This window comes from Burkholderia sp. COPS, from assembly GCF_019425585.1.
Classification (GTDB): domain Bacteria; phylum Pseudomonadota; class Gammaproteobacteria; order Burkholderiales; family Burkholderiaceae; genus Burkholderia; species Burkholderia cepacia.
On sequence record NZ_WIXR01000006.1, the window covers coordinates 116,405 to 130,892 of the forward strand.

The window sequence follows — 14,488 nt, forward strand, 5'->3', positions numbered from 1 at the left end:
CCGTTACGGTGATGCGCTCAACCGCCATTCTGCGACGCGCGTTCGAACGCGTCGAGGATCGGCTTGAGTGCCGTGCGCTTCAACTTCAGCGCAGCCTGGTTCACGACGAGGCGCGACGAGATCGCCATGATCTCCTCGACCTCGACCAGATTGTTCGCCTTCAGCGTGCCGCCCGAGCTGACGAGGTCGACGATCGCATCGGCCAGCCCCACCAGCGGTGCGAGTTCCATCGAGCCGTACAGCTTGATCAGGTCGACGTGCACGCCCTTCGCGGCAAAGTGTTCGCGCGCCGTTTCGACGTACTTCGTCGCGACGCGCAGCCGCGCGCCCTGGCGCACGGCGCTCGCGTAATCGAAGCCGGCCGATACGGCCACCGACATCCGGCAGCGCGCAATGTTCAGGTCGATCGGCTGGTACAGGCCCGAGCCGCCGTGCTCGACCAGCACGTCCTTGCCGGCCACGCCGAAATCGGCCGCGCCGTATTCGACATAGGTCGGCACGTCGCTCGCGCGCACGATGATCACGCGCAGGTCCGGGTTCGTCGTCGGCAGGATCAGCTTGCGCGACGTTTCCGGATCCTCCGTCACCTGCACGCCGGCGGCGGCGAGCAACGGCAGGGTTTCCTCGAAAATCCGGCCCTTCGACAACGCAAGGGTCAACGGCGGGGTCAGCGGCGCGGTCATGCTTGGCTCCCGGAAAGGCGGCGCACGTTCGCGCCGACAGCGGTCAGTTTGGCTTCCATGCGGTCGTAGCCGCGGTCCAGGTGATAAATGCGGTCGACGAGCGTTTCGCCGTCGGCACGCAGCCCGGCGATCACGAGGCTCGCCGACGCACGCAGGTCGGTCGCCATCACGTTCGCGCCCGACAGCTTCTCGACGCCCGTCACGAGCGCGGTGTTGCCGTCGATCGTGATGTTCGCGCCGAGCCGGTTCAACTCCTGCACGTGCATGAAGCGGTTCTCGAAAATGGTTTCGACGACCTGCGCGGTACCCGTCGCGACCGTATTGAGGGCCATGAACTGCGCCTGCATGTCGGTCGGGAACGCCGGGTATTCCGACGTGCGGATCGTGACCGCCGACGGCCGGCGGTCCATCTTCACGCGCAGCCAGCTGTCGCCTTCCTCGATCGACATGCCGGCTTCGCGCAGCTTGTCGATCACCGCGTCGAGGATGTGCGGGCGCACGCCCGTCAGCATCACGTCGCCGCCCGCCGCCGCGACCGCGCACAGGAACGTGCCGGCCTCGATGCGGTCGGGGATCACCGAATGGCGCGCGCCGTGCAGCCGCTCGACGCCCTGGATCACGAGGCGATCGGTGCCGATGCCGTCGATTTTCGCGCCCATCGCGACCAGCAAGTGTGCGAGATCGCTCACTTCCGGCTCGCGCGCCGCGTTTTCGATCACCGTCTCGCCGTCTGCCAGCGTCGCGGCCATCAGCAGGTTCTCGGTGCCCGTCACCGTGATCATGTCGGTCACGATGCGCGCGCCCTTCAGCCGCTTCGCACGCGCTTCGATGAAGCCGTGCTCGATGCTGATCTCGGCGCCCATCGCCTGCAGGCCCTTGATGTGCTGGTCGACCGGCCGCGCGCCGATCGCGCAGCCGCCCGGCAGCGACACCTTCGCCTCGCCGAAGCGTGCGAGCAGCGGCCCGAGCACGAGGATCGACGCGCGCATTGTCTTGACGAGCTCGTACGGCGCCACGAGGTTGTCGACGCGCGACGCGTCGAGCTGCACGCGGCAGCCGTCGGTCTCGCTCTTCACGCCCATCTGGTTCAGCACCTTCAGCGTGGTGCGCACGTCTTTCAGGTTCGGCACATTGTCGAGGTCGACCGGATCGGCGGTGAGCAGCCCCGCGCACAGGATCGGCAGCGCGGCATTCTTCGCGCCCGACACGACGATCTCGCCCGACAGGCGGTGGCCGCCTTCGATCACGAGCTTGTCCATCCCATGGCCATGCGATTCCCCGTTGGCGGCCGGGTGTGCCGTGGCGACGCTCTGGACGGCGTCGCGCTCGTTGACGGTGACTTGCACTCAGTGAGTTCCGGTTATGCGTTCTGCCATTCGGCGGGCGTCAGCGTCTTCATGCTGAGCGCGTGAATTTCCTGCTTCATGCGATCGCCGAGCGCCGCGTAGACGAGCTGGTGCCGCTGGATCGGGCGCTTGCCTTCGAAGGCCGCCGACACGATCGTCGCGAAGAAATGCTGGCCGTCGCCTTCGACTTCCAGATGCGTGCAGGCGAGACCGCCGGCGATGTATTGCTTGACCTGTTCGGGAGTCGGCAACATGGTGTAAGGCTCCTGTCGGCGCGCGCCGCCTGGATGGCGGCCGCTGCCTGTCGATATCAATGACGCAGTTTGTAGCCGGTCGCGAGCAGCCGCATCGCGATCAGCGCGAGCAGCACGAAGAAACCGGTGACGATCGCGAGGCTCGCGAACGGGTTGATGTCGGACGCGCCGAAGAACCCGAAACGGAAGCCGTCGATCATGTAGAAAAACGGATTGAGACGCGAGATCTCGCGCCACACGGGCGGCAGCGAATGCGTCGAATAGAACACGCCGGACAGGAACGTCAGCGGCATGATCAGGAAGTTCTGGAACGCGGCGAGCTGGTCGAACTTCTCGGCCCAGATCCCGGCGATCAGGCCGAGCGTGCCGAGGATCGCCGAGCCGAGCAGCGCGAACGCAATGATGAACAGCGGCGCCGCGAAATGCATCGGGATAAACCAGATCGTCACGACGAACACGCCCGTGCCGACCGCGAGGCCGCGCACCACGGACGCGAGCACGTACGCGCCGAAGATGTCGCGGTACGACAGCGGCGGCAGCAGCATGAACACGAGATTGCCGGTGATCTTCGACTGGATCAGCGACGACGAGCTGTTCGCGAACGCATTCTGCAACACGCTCATCATCACGAGGCCCGGTACGAGAAAACTCACGTACTCGACGCCCGGATAGACCTCGACGCGGCCCGACAGCGCGTGGCCGAAGATCGTCAGGTACAGCAGCGCCGTCACGATCGGCGCGAGCACCGTCTGGAACGACACCTTCCAGAAACGCAGCAGCTCCTTGTAGAACAGCGTTTGAAACCCGCTCATGCCAGTCCCTCGATCACCTCGGCCCCGTTCATCACCTGGACGAACACGTCTTCGAGGTCGGCCTTGCGGACCTCGATCTCGTCGAATGTGCAGCCCGCCGCGCGGCATTGCGCGAGGATCCGCTCGACATCGTCGTAGCTCGTCAGGCGCAGCAGGTGCTCGCCCGGCGCGCGCGCGGCCGGATCGGTCTCCAGCCCGCGCAGCTCGGTGGGCAGCGCGCCCGTTGCCAGCCGCAGGTACAGCTGCAGCCCGGCGAAGCGGCGCAGCAGCGCGTCGGTGCGGTCGAGCGCGACGACTTCGCCACGGCGCAGCATCGCGATGCGGTCGCACAGCGACTCGGCTTCCTCGAGGTAGTGGGTGGTCAGCACGATCGTGTGACCTTCGCGGTTCAGGCGCGAGATGAATTTCCACAGCGTCTGGCGCAGCTCGACGTCGACGCCGGCGGTCGGCTCGTCGAGCACGATCACGGGCGGCCGGTGCACGAGCGCCTGCGCGACCAGCACGCGGCGCTTCATCCCGCCGGACAGCGCGCGCATGTTCGCGTCGGCTTTCTCGGTGAGGTCGAGATTGGCCATCACCTCGTCGATCCAGTCGTCGTTGCGGCGCAGCCCGAAATAGCCGGACTGGATCCGCAGCGTCTCGCGGACGGTGAAGAACGGGTCGAACACGAGTTCCTGCGGCACGACACCGAGCGCGCGGCGCGCGCCACGGAAGTCCTTGACGACGTCGTGACCGCGCACCGAGATACTGCCTTCGTCGGCCCGGGCGAGCCCGGCGAGGATACTGATGAGCGTGGTCTTGCCTGCGCCGTTGGGGCCGAGCAGACCGAAAAACTCGCCTTCCTCGACCGACAGGCTGACGCCCTTGAGCGCCTGAAGCGATTTGTAGCGCTTCTTGACGTGACGGATTTCTATGGCTGACATGACTGTGCGCGGCGCAAGGGCCGCGACGCCTATTCTGTGCTTGCTGCGAATGAAAATGGGGGCCGGACGCCGATTGGCTGCCCCGCAAAACGCTTGATTATAGGGCAAACCGGCTGGTGGAGCCGGTGCCGGAGGCACGCGGCCTGAAGCGTGCGCGCGCCGGCTGGCGCGGCAGGCTCCGGTCGGACAGGGTCAATGTCGCCCGGTGCCTTCGATGAGCGCGTCGACGCCGTAGGCGCGCGCGAGGCTGGCGAGCTTCGGGGGGAGATTGAGGATGTCGAGGGTCGCGCCGCGCGCCTTGGCGGCACGTTGCCATGCGAGCAGCACGGCGAGCGCGGACGAGTCGAACTGCGTCAGCGCCGCGCAATCGACGGCGGTCGCGCCCGCGCCGATGCGCGCAAGACCGTCCGCGAGCGCGGACTTCGCGCTCGCGACGGTCAGCGAGGAGCCGGCTTCGAAACCGCTCACGACGCTTGCTTGCCGGCGGCAAGTTGCTGGTTGCGCTGCGTGAGGAACTGGATCAGGCCGTCCACGCCGCTTTGCTGGATCTTCTCGTTGAACTGCTGCTGGTACGTCTGGATCAGCCATGCGCCGAGCACGTTCAGGTCATACACCTTCCAGCCGTTCGCCGTCTTGTACAGGCGGTAGTCGATCTGGACCGGCTGGCCGTTGTTCATCGCGACCGTCTTGACCACGACGTCGGTATCGGCCGAATCGGCACGGAACGGCGGGTACTGGATCTGCTGGTCCGGCTTCAACTGCGCCAGCGCGCCCGAATACGTGCGGATCAGCAGCAGCTTGAACTGCTCCTGAACCTGCTGCTGCTGTTCGGCCGTCGCCGTGCGCCAGTTGCGGCCCATCGCGAGCTGCGTGGTGCGGCGGAAATCCGTGTACGGCAGGATGTCCTTGTTGACGATCGAGATGATGCGGTTGGTGTCGCCCTGCTTGATCGTCTGCTGCTTGACTTCGTCGAGCACCTGCTGCGTCGCCGTCTTGATCAGCGCCTGCGGGTTCGACTGGTCGACTTGCGCGTGGGCTGCGCTGCCGAACGAGAACAGCGCCGCGAAAACGGGGATCAGGAACAGTTTTTTCATCATAGTGACCTGCATGAATAAGTCGATGCGAAGGTTGGAGCAGGTAGCTTACGCGCAAGTTCGCGCACGCTACCGACTGAATCGTTTCTGGCTGTAACGAATGTAAATCCGTCAGTGCAGACGAATACTCGGGAAGCGGAACCCGCCCGGCGACGGCGGCGCCACCTGCATCGGCGGCACGTTCGTCTCGCTGGCCGGGTTCGGCGATTCGGCCGCGCCCGATGCGCCTGCCTGCGCCGTCGCGCCGCCCACCGCTGCCGCGCCCGCCGTTCCGGCCGCGCCGGCTGCCGCCGGTGCCGCGCCGTCGTCCGGCAGGTCGTACTTCGGCAGCGCGTCGTTGCTCGACGTCGCGGCCGCCTCGCCGCGCGCGTTGCTGATCAGCATCTGGCGGCGCTGCAGGTACGCGTTACGCACGAACGAATACTTGTCGAGTGCCGCGGCATCCAGCACGTCGCCCGCGCCGAGCAGGTTCGAACGCGTGTTGACGAGGTTGACGCCGAACAGGCCCCAGCTCAGGCCATCCGGCTTCACGTAGGTGAGCGGGTTGCCGACGTAGTCGACGCCCAGGCCGGCCGTGTCGCGCAGCGTGCTCGGGCCGAGCAGCGGCAGCACCAGATACGGGCCCGACGGCATACCGTAGCGGCCCATCGTGATCCCGAAGTCGGCCGTGTGCTTCGGCAGCTTCGCGATCGTCGCGACGTCGAACAGGCCGCCGACGCCGAACACCGTATTGATCACGACGCGCATGATGTCGCCGACGCCGTCCGCGATCCGCAGCTGCACGATGTTGTTCGCCGCGATGTAGACGTCGCCGATGTTCGAGAAGAAGTTCGTCACGCTGTCGCGAACCGGCTGCGGCACCACGTACTGGTAGCCCTTCGCGACCGGCTTCAGCGCATACGTATCGACCGTGTCGTTGAACTTGTACATCGTCCGGTTAAAGCCTTCGAGCGGATCGCCCTTGGTCGGCGTCTGCACGGTCGCGCAGCCGCTCAACGCGGCGACTGCCGCTATCGCCAGCGCGGCGTGCCTGATGCGGATCGTCTGCATGGTCATTACCCTCTTCTAATCTCTCGTGTGGTTATTGGGCCGCGGCACCGGACGCGGCGGGCGCAGCGGACACCGCCGACGCCGGCACCGCCACCGGTGCAGGCGCGGCCGGCGCGCCGGCTGCCGGCTTCGCGCCGCCCGCATCGGCGGCCTTGCTGTAAAGGAACTGGCCGATCAGGTTCTCGAGGACGATCGCCGATTGCGTCATCGTGATCGTATCGCCCGACTTCAGCATTTCGGTGTCGCCGCCCGGATCGAGGCCGATATATTGCTCGCCGAGCAGGCCCGACGTCAGGATCTTCGCCGACGAATCCTTCGGGAACTGATACTGGCCGTCGACATCGATCGTGACAAGCGCCTGGTACGTGTTCGTGTCGAAACCGATCGCCTTCACGCGGCCGACCACGACGCCCGCGCTCTTCACGGCCGCGCGCGGCTTCAGCCCGCCGATATTGTCGAATTTCATCTTCACCGAGTAGGTCGGCTGAAACGAAAACGAGCTCATGTTGCCGACCTTCAGCGCCAGGAACAGCACCGCAAGGAAGCCCACCACCACGAACAGGCCGACCCAGAAGTCGAGAGCAGTCTTTTTCATCGTCATCCCAAAATTTGGCTTGGCTGAGGCTTAGCTGAACATCAGCGCGGTCAGCAGGAAATCGAGGCCGAGTACGGCGAGCGACGCGAACACGACCGTCTTGGTCGTCGCGCGCGACACGCCCTCGGGCGTGGGCTTCGCTTCATACCCTTGAAACAGTGCAATGAAGGTCACGGCGAACCCGAACACGATGCTCTTGATCACGCCGTTGCCAACGTCGGCCCAGACCTGGACCCCGCCCTGCATCTGCGACCAGAACGCACCCGGATCGACGCCGATCAGCACGACACCGACGAAGTAACCGCCGAGCACGCCGACCGCATTGAAGATCGCGGCCAGGAGCGGCATCGCGATGATGCCCGCCCACAGGCGCGGCGCGATCACGTTCTTGATCGGGTCCACCGCCATCATCTCGAGCGCGGTGAGCTGCTCGCCGGCTTTCATCAGACCGATCTCGGCCGTGAGCGACGTGCCCGCGCGGCCCGCGAACAGCAGCGCGGTGACGACCGGCCCGAGCTCGCGCACGAGCGACAGCGCGACCAGCAGGCCGAGCGCCTGCTCGGAACCGTAGCGGTTCAGCGTGTAGTACCCCTGCAGGCCGAGCACGAAGCCGACGAACAGCCCCGACACGGCGATGATCACGAACGAATAGTTGCCGAGGAAGTGGATCTGCTTCGTGACCAGCCGCGGCCGGCGCAGCAGCGGGAAGAATTCCAGCACGAGGCGCACGAACAGCCGCGTGCCGTAGCCCGCGCGCTCGAGGCCGCCGATGACGTAACGTCCGATCGCGCTGATCATGCGCGCCCTCCGCCGAGCCCGAAATCCGCCGCCAGCGGCGGGCTCGTGTAATGAAATTTGAACGGGCCGTCCGGCGCGCCGTCGATGAACTGTCGCACGCTCGGATCGGTCGACGCGCGCAGCTCGTCGGGCGTACCCTGCGCGAGCACGCCGCCGTTGGCCAGGAAATACACGTAGTCGGCGATCGCGAACGATTCCGGCACGTCGTGCGTGACCAGGATCGACGTGGCACCCAGCGCCTGGTTCAGCGTGCGGATCAGGTTCGCGGTGATGCCGAGCGAGATCGGATCGAGGCCGGCGAACGGCTCGTCGTACATGATGAGCTGCGGATCGAGCGCGATCGCGCGCGCCAGCGCGATGCGGCGCGCCATCCCGCCCGACACCTCGGACGGCATCAGGTCGCGCGCGCCGCGCAGGCCGACCGCGTTGAGCTTCATCAGCACGAGGTCGCGGATCAGGTCTTCGGGCAGGTCGGTATGCTCGCGCAGCGCGAACGCGACGTTCTCGAACACCGACATGTCGGTGAACAACGCGCCGAACTGGAACAGCATGCCCATCTTGCGGCGCAGCGCATACAGGCCGTCGCGCGTTTGCGCGCCGACATCGGCGCCGTCGAACAGCACCTGGCCGCGGCGCGCACGCACGAGGCCGCCGATCAGGCGCAGCACGGTCGTCTTGCCGCAACCCGACCCGCCCATGACCGCGACGACCTGCCCACGCCCGAAGCGCAGGTTCAGGTTGGACAGGACGAGGCGGTCGCCGTAGCCAAAGTCGACGTCGCGAAGTTCCAGCAGGGTCTCGGTAGGAGTGGGGCTCACGGAGCTGACAGTCCTTTTACGCAGAACGCCGAATTATAGGGCCTGCATTGGAATGATGTCGTGACGCCGTTCCGTGCCCTGCGGTCAATGATTGTCAAATTGTCCGGGAAAACATTGCTGCAATGCAACAACGGCAGCCCGATAGTCGGCCGCGCCCGTCACCGCACTGACCACCGCGACACTGCCGACACCCGTCGCCAGCACGGCCGGCAGCGCGTCGAGCCCCACCCCGCCGATCGCGACGAGCGGCGCCCGCGCCCCCGCGAAGCGCGCATAGCGGGCAATCCGCGCCAGGCCCTGCGGCGGCGCGGCGACGGCCTTGGTCGCGGTCGCAAACACGGGGCCGAGCGCGAGGTAGCTCGGGCGCTCGTGCAATGCGCGCAACATTTCGTAATAACCGTGGCTCGAAAGTCCGAGCCGCAGGCCTGCGCGCGCGATCGCGGCCAGATCGGCCGTTTCGAGGTCTTCCTGGCCCAGATGAACGCCGTACGCCCCCTCTTCCACGGCGATCTGCCAGTGATCGTTGATGAACACGCGCGCATCGGGATGGCGGCGCCCGGCCGCGACCGCACGTGCGATTTCCCGCCGCAACGTGTCCGGCGTCGCGCCTTTCACGCGCAGTTGCACGGTCCGCACACCGCAATCGAGCACGCGCTCGACCCATTCGGCGTCCGGCACGACCGGATAGAGGCCGAGCTGCGCGGGGCACGGCGCGAACGCGGGCTCCGGCGCGGCCGGCAGCCCGGCGACACGCGGAAACCGCGCGGCGTCGACCGGCCACGCATCGGCGGCGCGCGTTTCGTCGCCGTCGCGCCAGGCCAGCGCCAGCACCAGCGCGTCGACCGGCGCAAAGCCGCAGTCGAGGAACGCGGCGAGCGCGGCAATCCAGTCGTCCGCGAGCGGGTGCGCGGCGTCGAGCGCGTAGCGCGCGCCCGCCGCGTGCAGCACCGCCCCCTGCTCGTCGAATTCGATCGCGACCGCGCCCGGCGCCGCGGGCCGCGACGCGGCCGACGCGCGCGCCTGCGCGGCGCGGTCGCCGGCCGATACGATCAGCACGTCGCCGTCGGCCGGCGCGTCGGGCACCGCGACGCAAAGCCGCCACGGCGCGGCGGCGCTCGGCCAGTCGCCCAGCCGGGCGCGAATCCGTTCGGCCGCTTCGGCCAGTTCGTCGGCCGGCGGCCAGAATGCATCGGCGAAACGCACGCTCATGCGCCGCCCCCGTCCTGGTGCCAGAACGGCATCCCGACGACCGGCGTGCTGGCGTGCGCGGTCTCGCGCGCGTCCATCGGCCCGGCGAGATACGCGGCACGGCCGGCCTCGACGCCCTGCGCGAACGCACGCGCCATGATCTCCGGGTGCGTGGCCTGCGACACGGCGGTGTTCAGCAACACGCCGTCGAAGCCCCATTCCATCACCTGGCACGCGTGCGACGGCACGCCGAGCCCGGCGTCGACGATCAGCGGCACGTCCGGCAGGCGCTCGCGCAGCACGCGCAGCCCGTACGGGTTCACGACGCCCTTGCCGGTGCCGATCGGCGCGCCCCACGGCATCAGCGCCTCGCAGCCGGCGTCGAGCAGCCGCCGGCCGATCACGAGATCCTCGGTGCAGTACGGCAGCACCTTGAAACCGTCCTTGACCAGTTGCGCGGCCGCCTCGATCAGGCCGACCGGGTCGGGCTGCAGCGTGTAGTCGTCGCCGATCAGCTCGAGCTTGATCCAGTCGGTGCCGAACACCTCGCGCGCCATGTGCGCGGTCGTCACGGCTTCGGCGACGGTCTGGCAGCCGGCCGTGTTCGGCAAGAGCGGCACCGCGTGGCGCTTGAGCAGGTCGAAGAAGCCGGCTTCGGCCGTGCCGCCCGTCATCTGGCGGCGCAGCGCCACCGTCACCATCCCGGGGCGCGACGCGGCGATCGAATCGGACAGCGACTGCAGCGACGGATAGCGCGACGTGCCGATCAGCACGCGGCTTGCGAAGGTTTCGCCGTACAGCGTCAGCGCGTCGGCGGAGGTGAGGGACGTCATGTCGTTTTCCTGAAAGAGCGGGGGACGAACCGGCGGCGCTCAGCCGCCCGCGACCGGGTGCACGACGTCGAGCTTGTCGCCCGCCGCGAGTGCGCGCGCCGCGTGCTGCGTGCGCGCGACGAAGTTGCCGTTCAGCGCGACCGCGTACGGCGGACGCGCGCCGTACGCGGCGAGCGCGTCGGCCACCGTTGCGCCGTCGGGCAACGTCAGGTTCTGTTGGTTGATCTGGATGTCCATGAGGCTCGTCGAATTCGGTCGGCGGTGCGCGTCAGGCCGGCTGGCGCGCGTCGTTGCGGTGATGAAGGAGCGTCGGCCAGCGCTCGGCGTCGCGCCACGCGGCGAACGCGTCGGTATCGCCGAACACGCCGCCGAGCGCGGCTTCGGCAAGCGCGACGGCCGCGTGCGCGACTTCCGGCGCGATCATGAAGCCGTGCCGGTACAGGCCGTTGACGGCGAGCGTCGACGCACCATCCCAGATCACCGCCGGGCGATGATCGGGCAGCGTCGGCCGGCACTGCGCATTGAGTTCCAGGATGCGCGCCTCGCCGAACGCCGGATGCACGGAGAACGCCGCGCTCAGCAGTTCGAGCGCGGAGCGCACGCTGACGGGCGACATGTCCTCGCCCTCCACCTCGGTCGCGCCGATCACGTAGAGATCGTCCTGCTTCGGTGCGATGTAGAGCGGGTAGCGCGGATGCAGCAGCCGCACGGGCCGGGTGAGCCCGATGCCGGGCGCGTGCACGCGCGCGACTTCGCCGCGGATGCCGCGCAACGCGGGCAGCGCGGGTTTCGCGCCGAGCCCGCGGCAATCGATCGTGAAATGCGCGGCAGGCAGGTTCGCATCGTCGATCGTGACGTGCCAGTGCAGGTCGACGCCGCGCTCGGCGAGGCCGGCCGCGAGCGCGCGCAGCGCCTGGCGATTGTCGAGCTGGCCTTCGTTCGGCAGCAGCAGGCCGCGCGCGAAGCGGCCCGCGAGCACCGGCTCGGCCGCGTCGACCTGCGCGCCGGCGAGAGTCACGAAACCGCTGTCGAACAGGCCGGCCGGCGCGTTCGCGCGCACGCGCCGCTCGAACAGCGGCGCCTCCGCGCGGTCCGCGTGATGCCAGACGACGAGCGTGCCGTGATGCTGGAAGAAGACGGGTTCGGGCAGTTCCGCGAGCCACTGCGGCCAGCGCGCGAGCGACGCGGCGCCGAGCTCGGTGATCAGCAGCTCCGCGCTCGCCGCTTCCGCGAGCGGTGCGAGCATGGCGGCCGCGATCCACGCGGCCGACTGCTCGCCGTCCGGGCCGCCGCGCTCGTAAAGCGCGACGCGATGGCCGTCGCCTGCGAGCCGCCATGCGATCAGGCGGCCGACGAGGCCGCCGCCGAGCACCGCGAAATCGGGGTGGGTGTCCCGGACGTTCATCGCGCCCCCTCCGCGCGGGCGCGCCCGACGAACGTCGACGCGCACGCGCCGCCGCATGCGAACGCACGCGACATCGGGCCGGGAACCATGCAAAAGACTGAAGATTGTGCGGTCATCATTCCTTCCGTAACGCGCAATGCGCGTACCCAAAAGGACGAAACCGGCAGCAAAGGCCGGCCGGGCGGGACTCGGGCGCTGACCATGTGGGATGGCAGCCAGCGCGACCCGGCGGGATCAGAAACTTCCCTCGCCGGTATTACCCGGATCGGGTGCGAAGGGTCTTTCTCAGCCTCATTGCGCTGCCCGGAACATCCGCCGGCCGCGCTACAAAGCACCCCTGTTTCGTCGTCGGCCATTAGACCATAAAAGCGGAAAGCGCCGCAAACTGTCCCCCTTGCGGCAAATTCGCCGTCGTGCCGCGCCGCTCTGGCACAATGCCCGCAGGCCGGCCGCACGAGCGGCCGGTTGCCGCGTCACCGCCGGCCTTAAGTGCCGTTTAAGACACGCGGGCGACCATCCGGACGCCCGCCGTCAGTCGGCGCCGCGTCCCGGCATGCCGTATCGCGGCGCGCGCCCGGCTTCGCCCGGCCCGCGCGCCGGCTACTCATCAGGAAGCACATGACCCAATCGATCGATCCCGTCCGCTCCGCCTCCGACGCGCCGCAGGACGAGCGCCCGGTATCCGCATGGAGCCTCATCAAGCCCTACTGGGTATCGTCCGAATGGAAAATCGCATGGGGCCTGCTGGTCGCGATCATCGCGATCAACCTCTGCGTGGTCTGGATCAACGTCCGGCTCAACAAGTGGAACGCGGAGTTCTACAACGCGCTGCAGTCGAAGGACGTCCACGACTTCCCGAACCTGCTGATGCAGTTCTCCGCGCTCGCGTTCGCGTTCATCATCCTCGCCGTGTACGGCCGCTACCTGCGGCAGATGCTCGGCTTCCGCTGGCGCCAGTGGCTCACCGACCGTTTTCTCGGCCAGTGGCTCGGCGATCGCGCGTTCTACCGGATCGAACGTGACCGTCTCGCCGACAACCCCGACCAGCGGATCACCGACGACCTTCAGTCGTTCTCGACGACCACGCTCGCGCTGTCGCTCGACCTGCTGTCGACGGTCGTCACGCTCGTGTCGTTCATCACGATCCTGTGGTCGCTCGCCGGCGCGCTGACGCTCTCGCTCGGCGCGACGCCGATCACGATCCCCGGCTACATGGTGTGGGCGGCGGCGCTGTACGCGGTGGTCGGCTCGCTGATCATCCAGAAGGTCGGCCACCCGCTCGTGTCGATCAACTACCAGCAGCAGCGCGTCGAGGCCGACTTCCGCTTCGGGCTGATCCGCGTGCGCGAGAACGCCGAGCAGATCGCGTTCTACGACGGCGAGAAGACCGAGACCGGCAACGCGCAAAACCTCTTCATGCGCATCCGCGACAACTGGTGGCGCGTGATGAAGTACACGAAGCGGCTCACTTTCGTGCTGAGCTTCTACGGGCAGATCGCGATCATCTTCCCGCTCGTCGTCGCCGCGCCGCGCTATTTCGCGGGCGCGTTCTCGTTCGGCGTGCTGATGCAGATCTCGTCCGCGTTCGGTACCGTCAGCGATTCGTTCTCGTGGTTCATCAACAGTTACTCGACCCTCGTCGAGTGGCGCGCCACCGTCAACCGTCTGCGCGAATTCAAGCGCGTGATGGGCACGTCGCACCTGAAGGAAAGCCTGTCGCCCGCGACCGAGCACGGCGGCATCAACCTGCATTACGTCGACGCCGCGAAGCTGTCGACGTCGTCGCTCAAGCTCGCGCTCCCGAACGGCAACGCGCTCGCGAACATCGGCAGCGTCACGATCGAGCCCGGCTCGCGCTGGCTCGTGATCGGCAAGTCGGGTTCCGGCAAGAGCACGTTCATGCGCGCGCTCGCGGGGCTCTGGCCGTTCGGCGACGGCGCGATCGATGCGCCGGTCGGCGCGCGGATGATGTTCGTGCCGCAAACGAGCTATCTGCCGATCGGCACGCTGAAGGCCGCGCTCACCTATCCGGCGACAGCCGACGCGTTCAGCGACGAAGCCTGTCGCGACGCGCTGCGCGCATGCCGCCTCGACGATTATGCCGAGCGCCTCGACGAGACCGCGCACTGGACCCGCGTGCTGTCGCCGGGCGAACAGCAGCGCCTTGCCGGCGCGCGCGTGCTGCTGCACAAACCCGACTTCCTGTTCCTCGACGAAGCGACGAGCGCGCTCGACGCCGACAACGAGGCGCGCCTGTACCACCTGTTCGCCGAACGGCTGCCGAAGGCCGCGATCGTCAGCATCGCGCACCGCGAGTCGCTGGCCGCGTTCCACGTCGGCACGATCAACGTCGAGCGCGTGAACGACAGCGACAAGGTCGCCGCGTGAGGCCACGCGCAGCGCACGTCGCCCGGATCGCGCTGATCACCGGCGCCGGCTCGGGGATCGGCGCGATCCGGGCGACGTGCGCTGCGCGTGGCNNTGGCGCTGCACGCACGCGGCGCGGACGAAGCGGCACGCGCGCGGCTCGCCGAAGTCGCCCGCGCGTGCACGGCGGCCGGCGCGGAGTGCGTCACGCTCACCGGCGATCTCGGCGAGCCCGGCGTGGCCGCGTCGCTCGTCGATGCCGCCGCCACGCGCTTCGGCGGGCTCGATCATCTCGTCGCCAACGCCGGCTTCGCCGCGCGGC

At 68.1% G+C, this 14,488-nt stretch carries 16 protein-coding genes, 1 pseudogene and 1 riboswitch; of the genes and pseudogenes, 2 read left to right on the plus strand and 15 right to left on the minus strand.

Translation table 11 applies throughout. The features are described 5' to 3' along the window. Positions 1-17: 17 nt before the first annotated feature. The 15 genes from hisG to FOZ70_RS04755 all read right to left on the minus strand — a co-directional run bounded on the left by hisG (position 18) and on the right by FOZ70_RS04755 (position 11,799). Positions 18-671 (minus strand): ATP phosphoribosyltransferase, encoded by a 654-nt coding sequence (hisG, locus tag FOZ70_RS04685; RefSeq protein WP_027788540.1) that lies wholly within the window; start codon positions 669-671, stop codon positions 18-20. Positions 672-679: 8 nt separating this feature from the next. Further along, positions 680-2,029, minus strand: coding sequence for a UDP-N-acetylglucosamine 1-carboxyvinyltransferase (murA, locus tag FOZ70_RS04690; RefSeq protein WP_219705020.1), 1,350 nt, complete (start codon positions 2,027-2,029; stop codon positions 680-682). Between the two features lie 14 nt (positions 2,030-2,043). Further along, positions 2,044-2,283, minus strand: coding sequence for a BolA family protein (locus tag FOZ70_RS04695; RefSeq protein ID WP_006477131.1), 240 nt, complete (start codon positions 2,281-2,283; stop codon positions 2,044-2,046). A 56-nt stretch (positions 2,284-2,339) separates the two neighbouring features. Next, on the minus strand, positions 2,340-3,095 hold the full coding sequence (locus FOZ70_RS04700; RefSeq protein WP_048026521.1) for an ABC transporter permease: 756 nt from the start codon (positions 3,093-3,095) through the stop codon (positions 2,340-2,342). Then, positions 3,092-4,018 (minus strand): ABC transporter ATP-binding protein, encoded by a 927-nt coding sequence (locus tag FOZ70_RS04705; RefSeq protein ID WP_021161862.1) that lies wholly within the window; start codon positions 4,016-4,018, stop codon positions 3,092-3,094. The genes FOZ70_RS04700 and FOZ70_RS04705 overlap by 4 nt, the downstream gene beginning before the upstream one ends. Positions 4,019-4,210: 192 nt before the next feature. Beyond that, positions 4,211-4,486: an STAS domain-containing protein gene (locus FOZ70_RS04710; RefSeq protein ID WP_027788544.1), complete on the minus strand. Its 276-nt coding sequence runs from the start codon at positions 4,484-4,486 to the stop codon at positions 4,211-4,213. Then, positions 4,483-5,112, minus strand: coding sequence for an ABC transporter substrate-binding protein (locus FOZ70_RS04715; RefSeq protein WP_042976633.1), 630 nt, complete (start codon positions 5,110-5,112; stop codon positions 4,483-4,485). The genes FOZ70_RS04710 and FOZ70_RS04715 overlap by 4 nt, the downstream gene beginning before the upstream one ends. Before the next feature lie 111 nt (positions 5,113-5,223). After that, on the minus strand, positions 5,224-6,162 hold the full coding sequence (locus tag FOZ70_RS04720; RefSeq protein ID WP_219705023.1) for a VacJ family lipoprotein: 939 nt from the start codon (positions 6,160-6,162) through the stop codon (positions 5,224-5,226). Between the two features lie 31 nt (positions 6,163-6,193). Continuing rightward, on the minus strand, positions 6,194-6,757 hold the full coding sequence (gene mlaD / locus FOZ70_RS04725) for an outer membrane lipid asymmetry maintenance protein MlaD (protein ID WP_048026531.1): 564 nt from the start codon (positions 6,755-6,757) through the stop codon (positions 6,194-6,196). 30 nt (positions 6,758-6,787) lie between these two features. Continuing rightward, positions 6,788-7,555: a lipid asymmetry maintenance ABC transporter permease subunit MlaE gene (gene mlaE / locus FOZ70_RS04730; protein ID WP_021164333.1), complete on the minus strand. Its 768-nt coding sequence runs from the start codon at positions 7,553-7,555 to the stop codon at positions 6,788-6,790. After that, complete coding sequence (locus FOZ70_RS04735; RefSeq protein WP_006477138.1) at positions 7,552-8,373, minus strand: ABC transporter ATP-binding protein; 822 nt, start codon at positions 8,371-8,373, stop codon at positions 7,552-7,554. Before FOZ70_RS04735 ends, mlaE begins: the two co-directional genes overlap by 4 nt. Before the next feature lie 84 nt (positions 8,374-8,457). Next, positions 8,458-9,582 (minus strand): thiamine phosphate synthase, encoded by a 1,125-nt coding sequence (gene thiE, locus FOZ70_RS04740; RefSeq protein ID WP_219705021.1) that lies wholly within the window; start codon positions 9,580-9,582, stop codon positions 8,458-8,460. Next, positions 9,579-10,394, minus strand: coding sequence for a thiazole synthase (locus FOZ70_RS04745; protein ID WP_021163925.1), 816 nt, complete (start codon positions 10,392-10,394; stop codon positions 9,579-9,581). Before FOZ70_RS04745 ends, thiE begins: the two co-directional genes overlap by 4 nt. A 39-nt stretch (positions 10,395-10,433) precedes the next feature. After that, positions 10,434-10,631: a sulfur carrier protein ThiS gene (thiS, locus tag FOZ70_RS04750; RefSeq protein WP_011350713.1), complete on the minus strand. Its 198-nt coding sequence runs from the start codon at positions 10,629-10,631 to the stop codon at positions 10,434-10,436. Between the two features lie 31 nt (positions 10,632-10,662). Next, positions 10,663-11,799 carry an FAD-dependent oxidoreductase gene (locus tag FOZ70_RS04755; RefSeq protein WP_219705022.1) on the minus strand — a complete coding sequence of 379 codons (1,137 nt, stop codon included), beginning with the start codon at positions 11,797-11,799 and terminating at the stop codon, positions 10,663-10,665. 225 nt (positions 11,800-12,024) lie between these two features. Next, a riboswitch (TPP riboswitch) is annotated at positions 12,025-12,148 on the minus strand. Positions 12,149-12,417: 269 nt separating this feature from the next. Between FOZ70_RS04755 and FOZ70_RS04760 the strand changes: the two genes are divergently transcribed. Beyond that, positions 12,418-14,187: an ABC transporter ATP-binding protein/permease gene (locus FOZ70_RS04760; RefSeq protein ID WP_021163928.1), complete on the plus strand. Its 1,770-nt coding sequence runs from the start codon at positions 12,418-12,420 to the stop codon at positions 14,185-14,187. A gap of 65 nt (positions 14,188-14,252) precedes the next feature. Then, positions 14,253-14,488 (plus strand): annotated as a pseudogene (locus FOZ70_RS37955) (SDR family NAD(P)-dependent oxidoreductase); the annotation flags it as partial.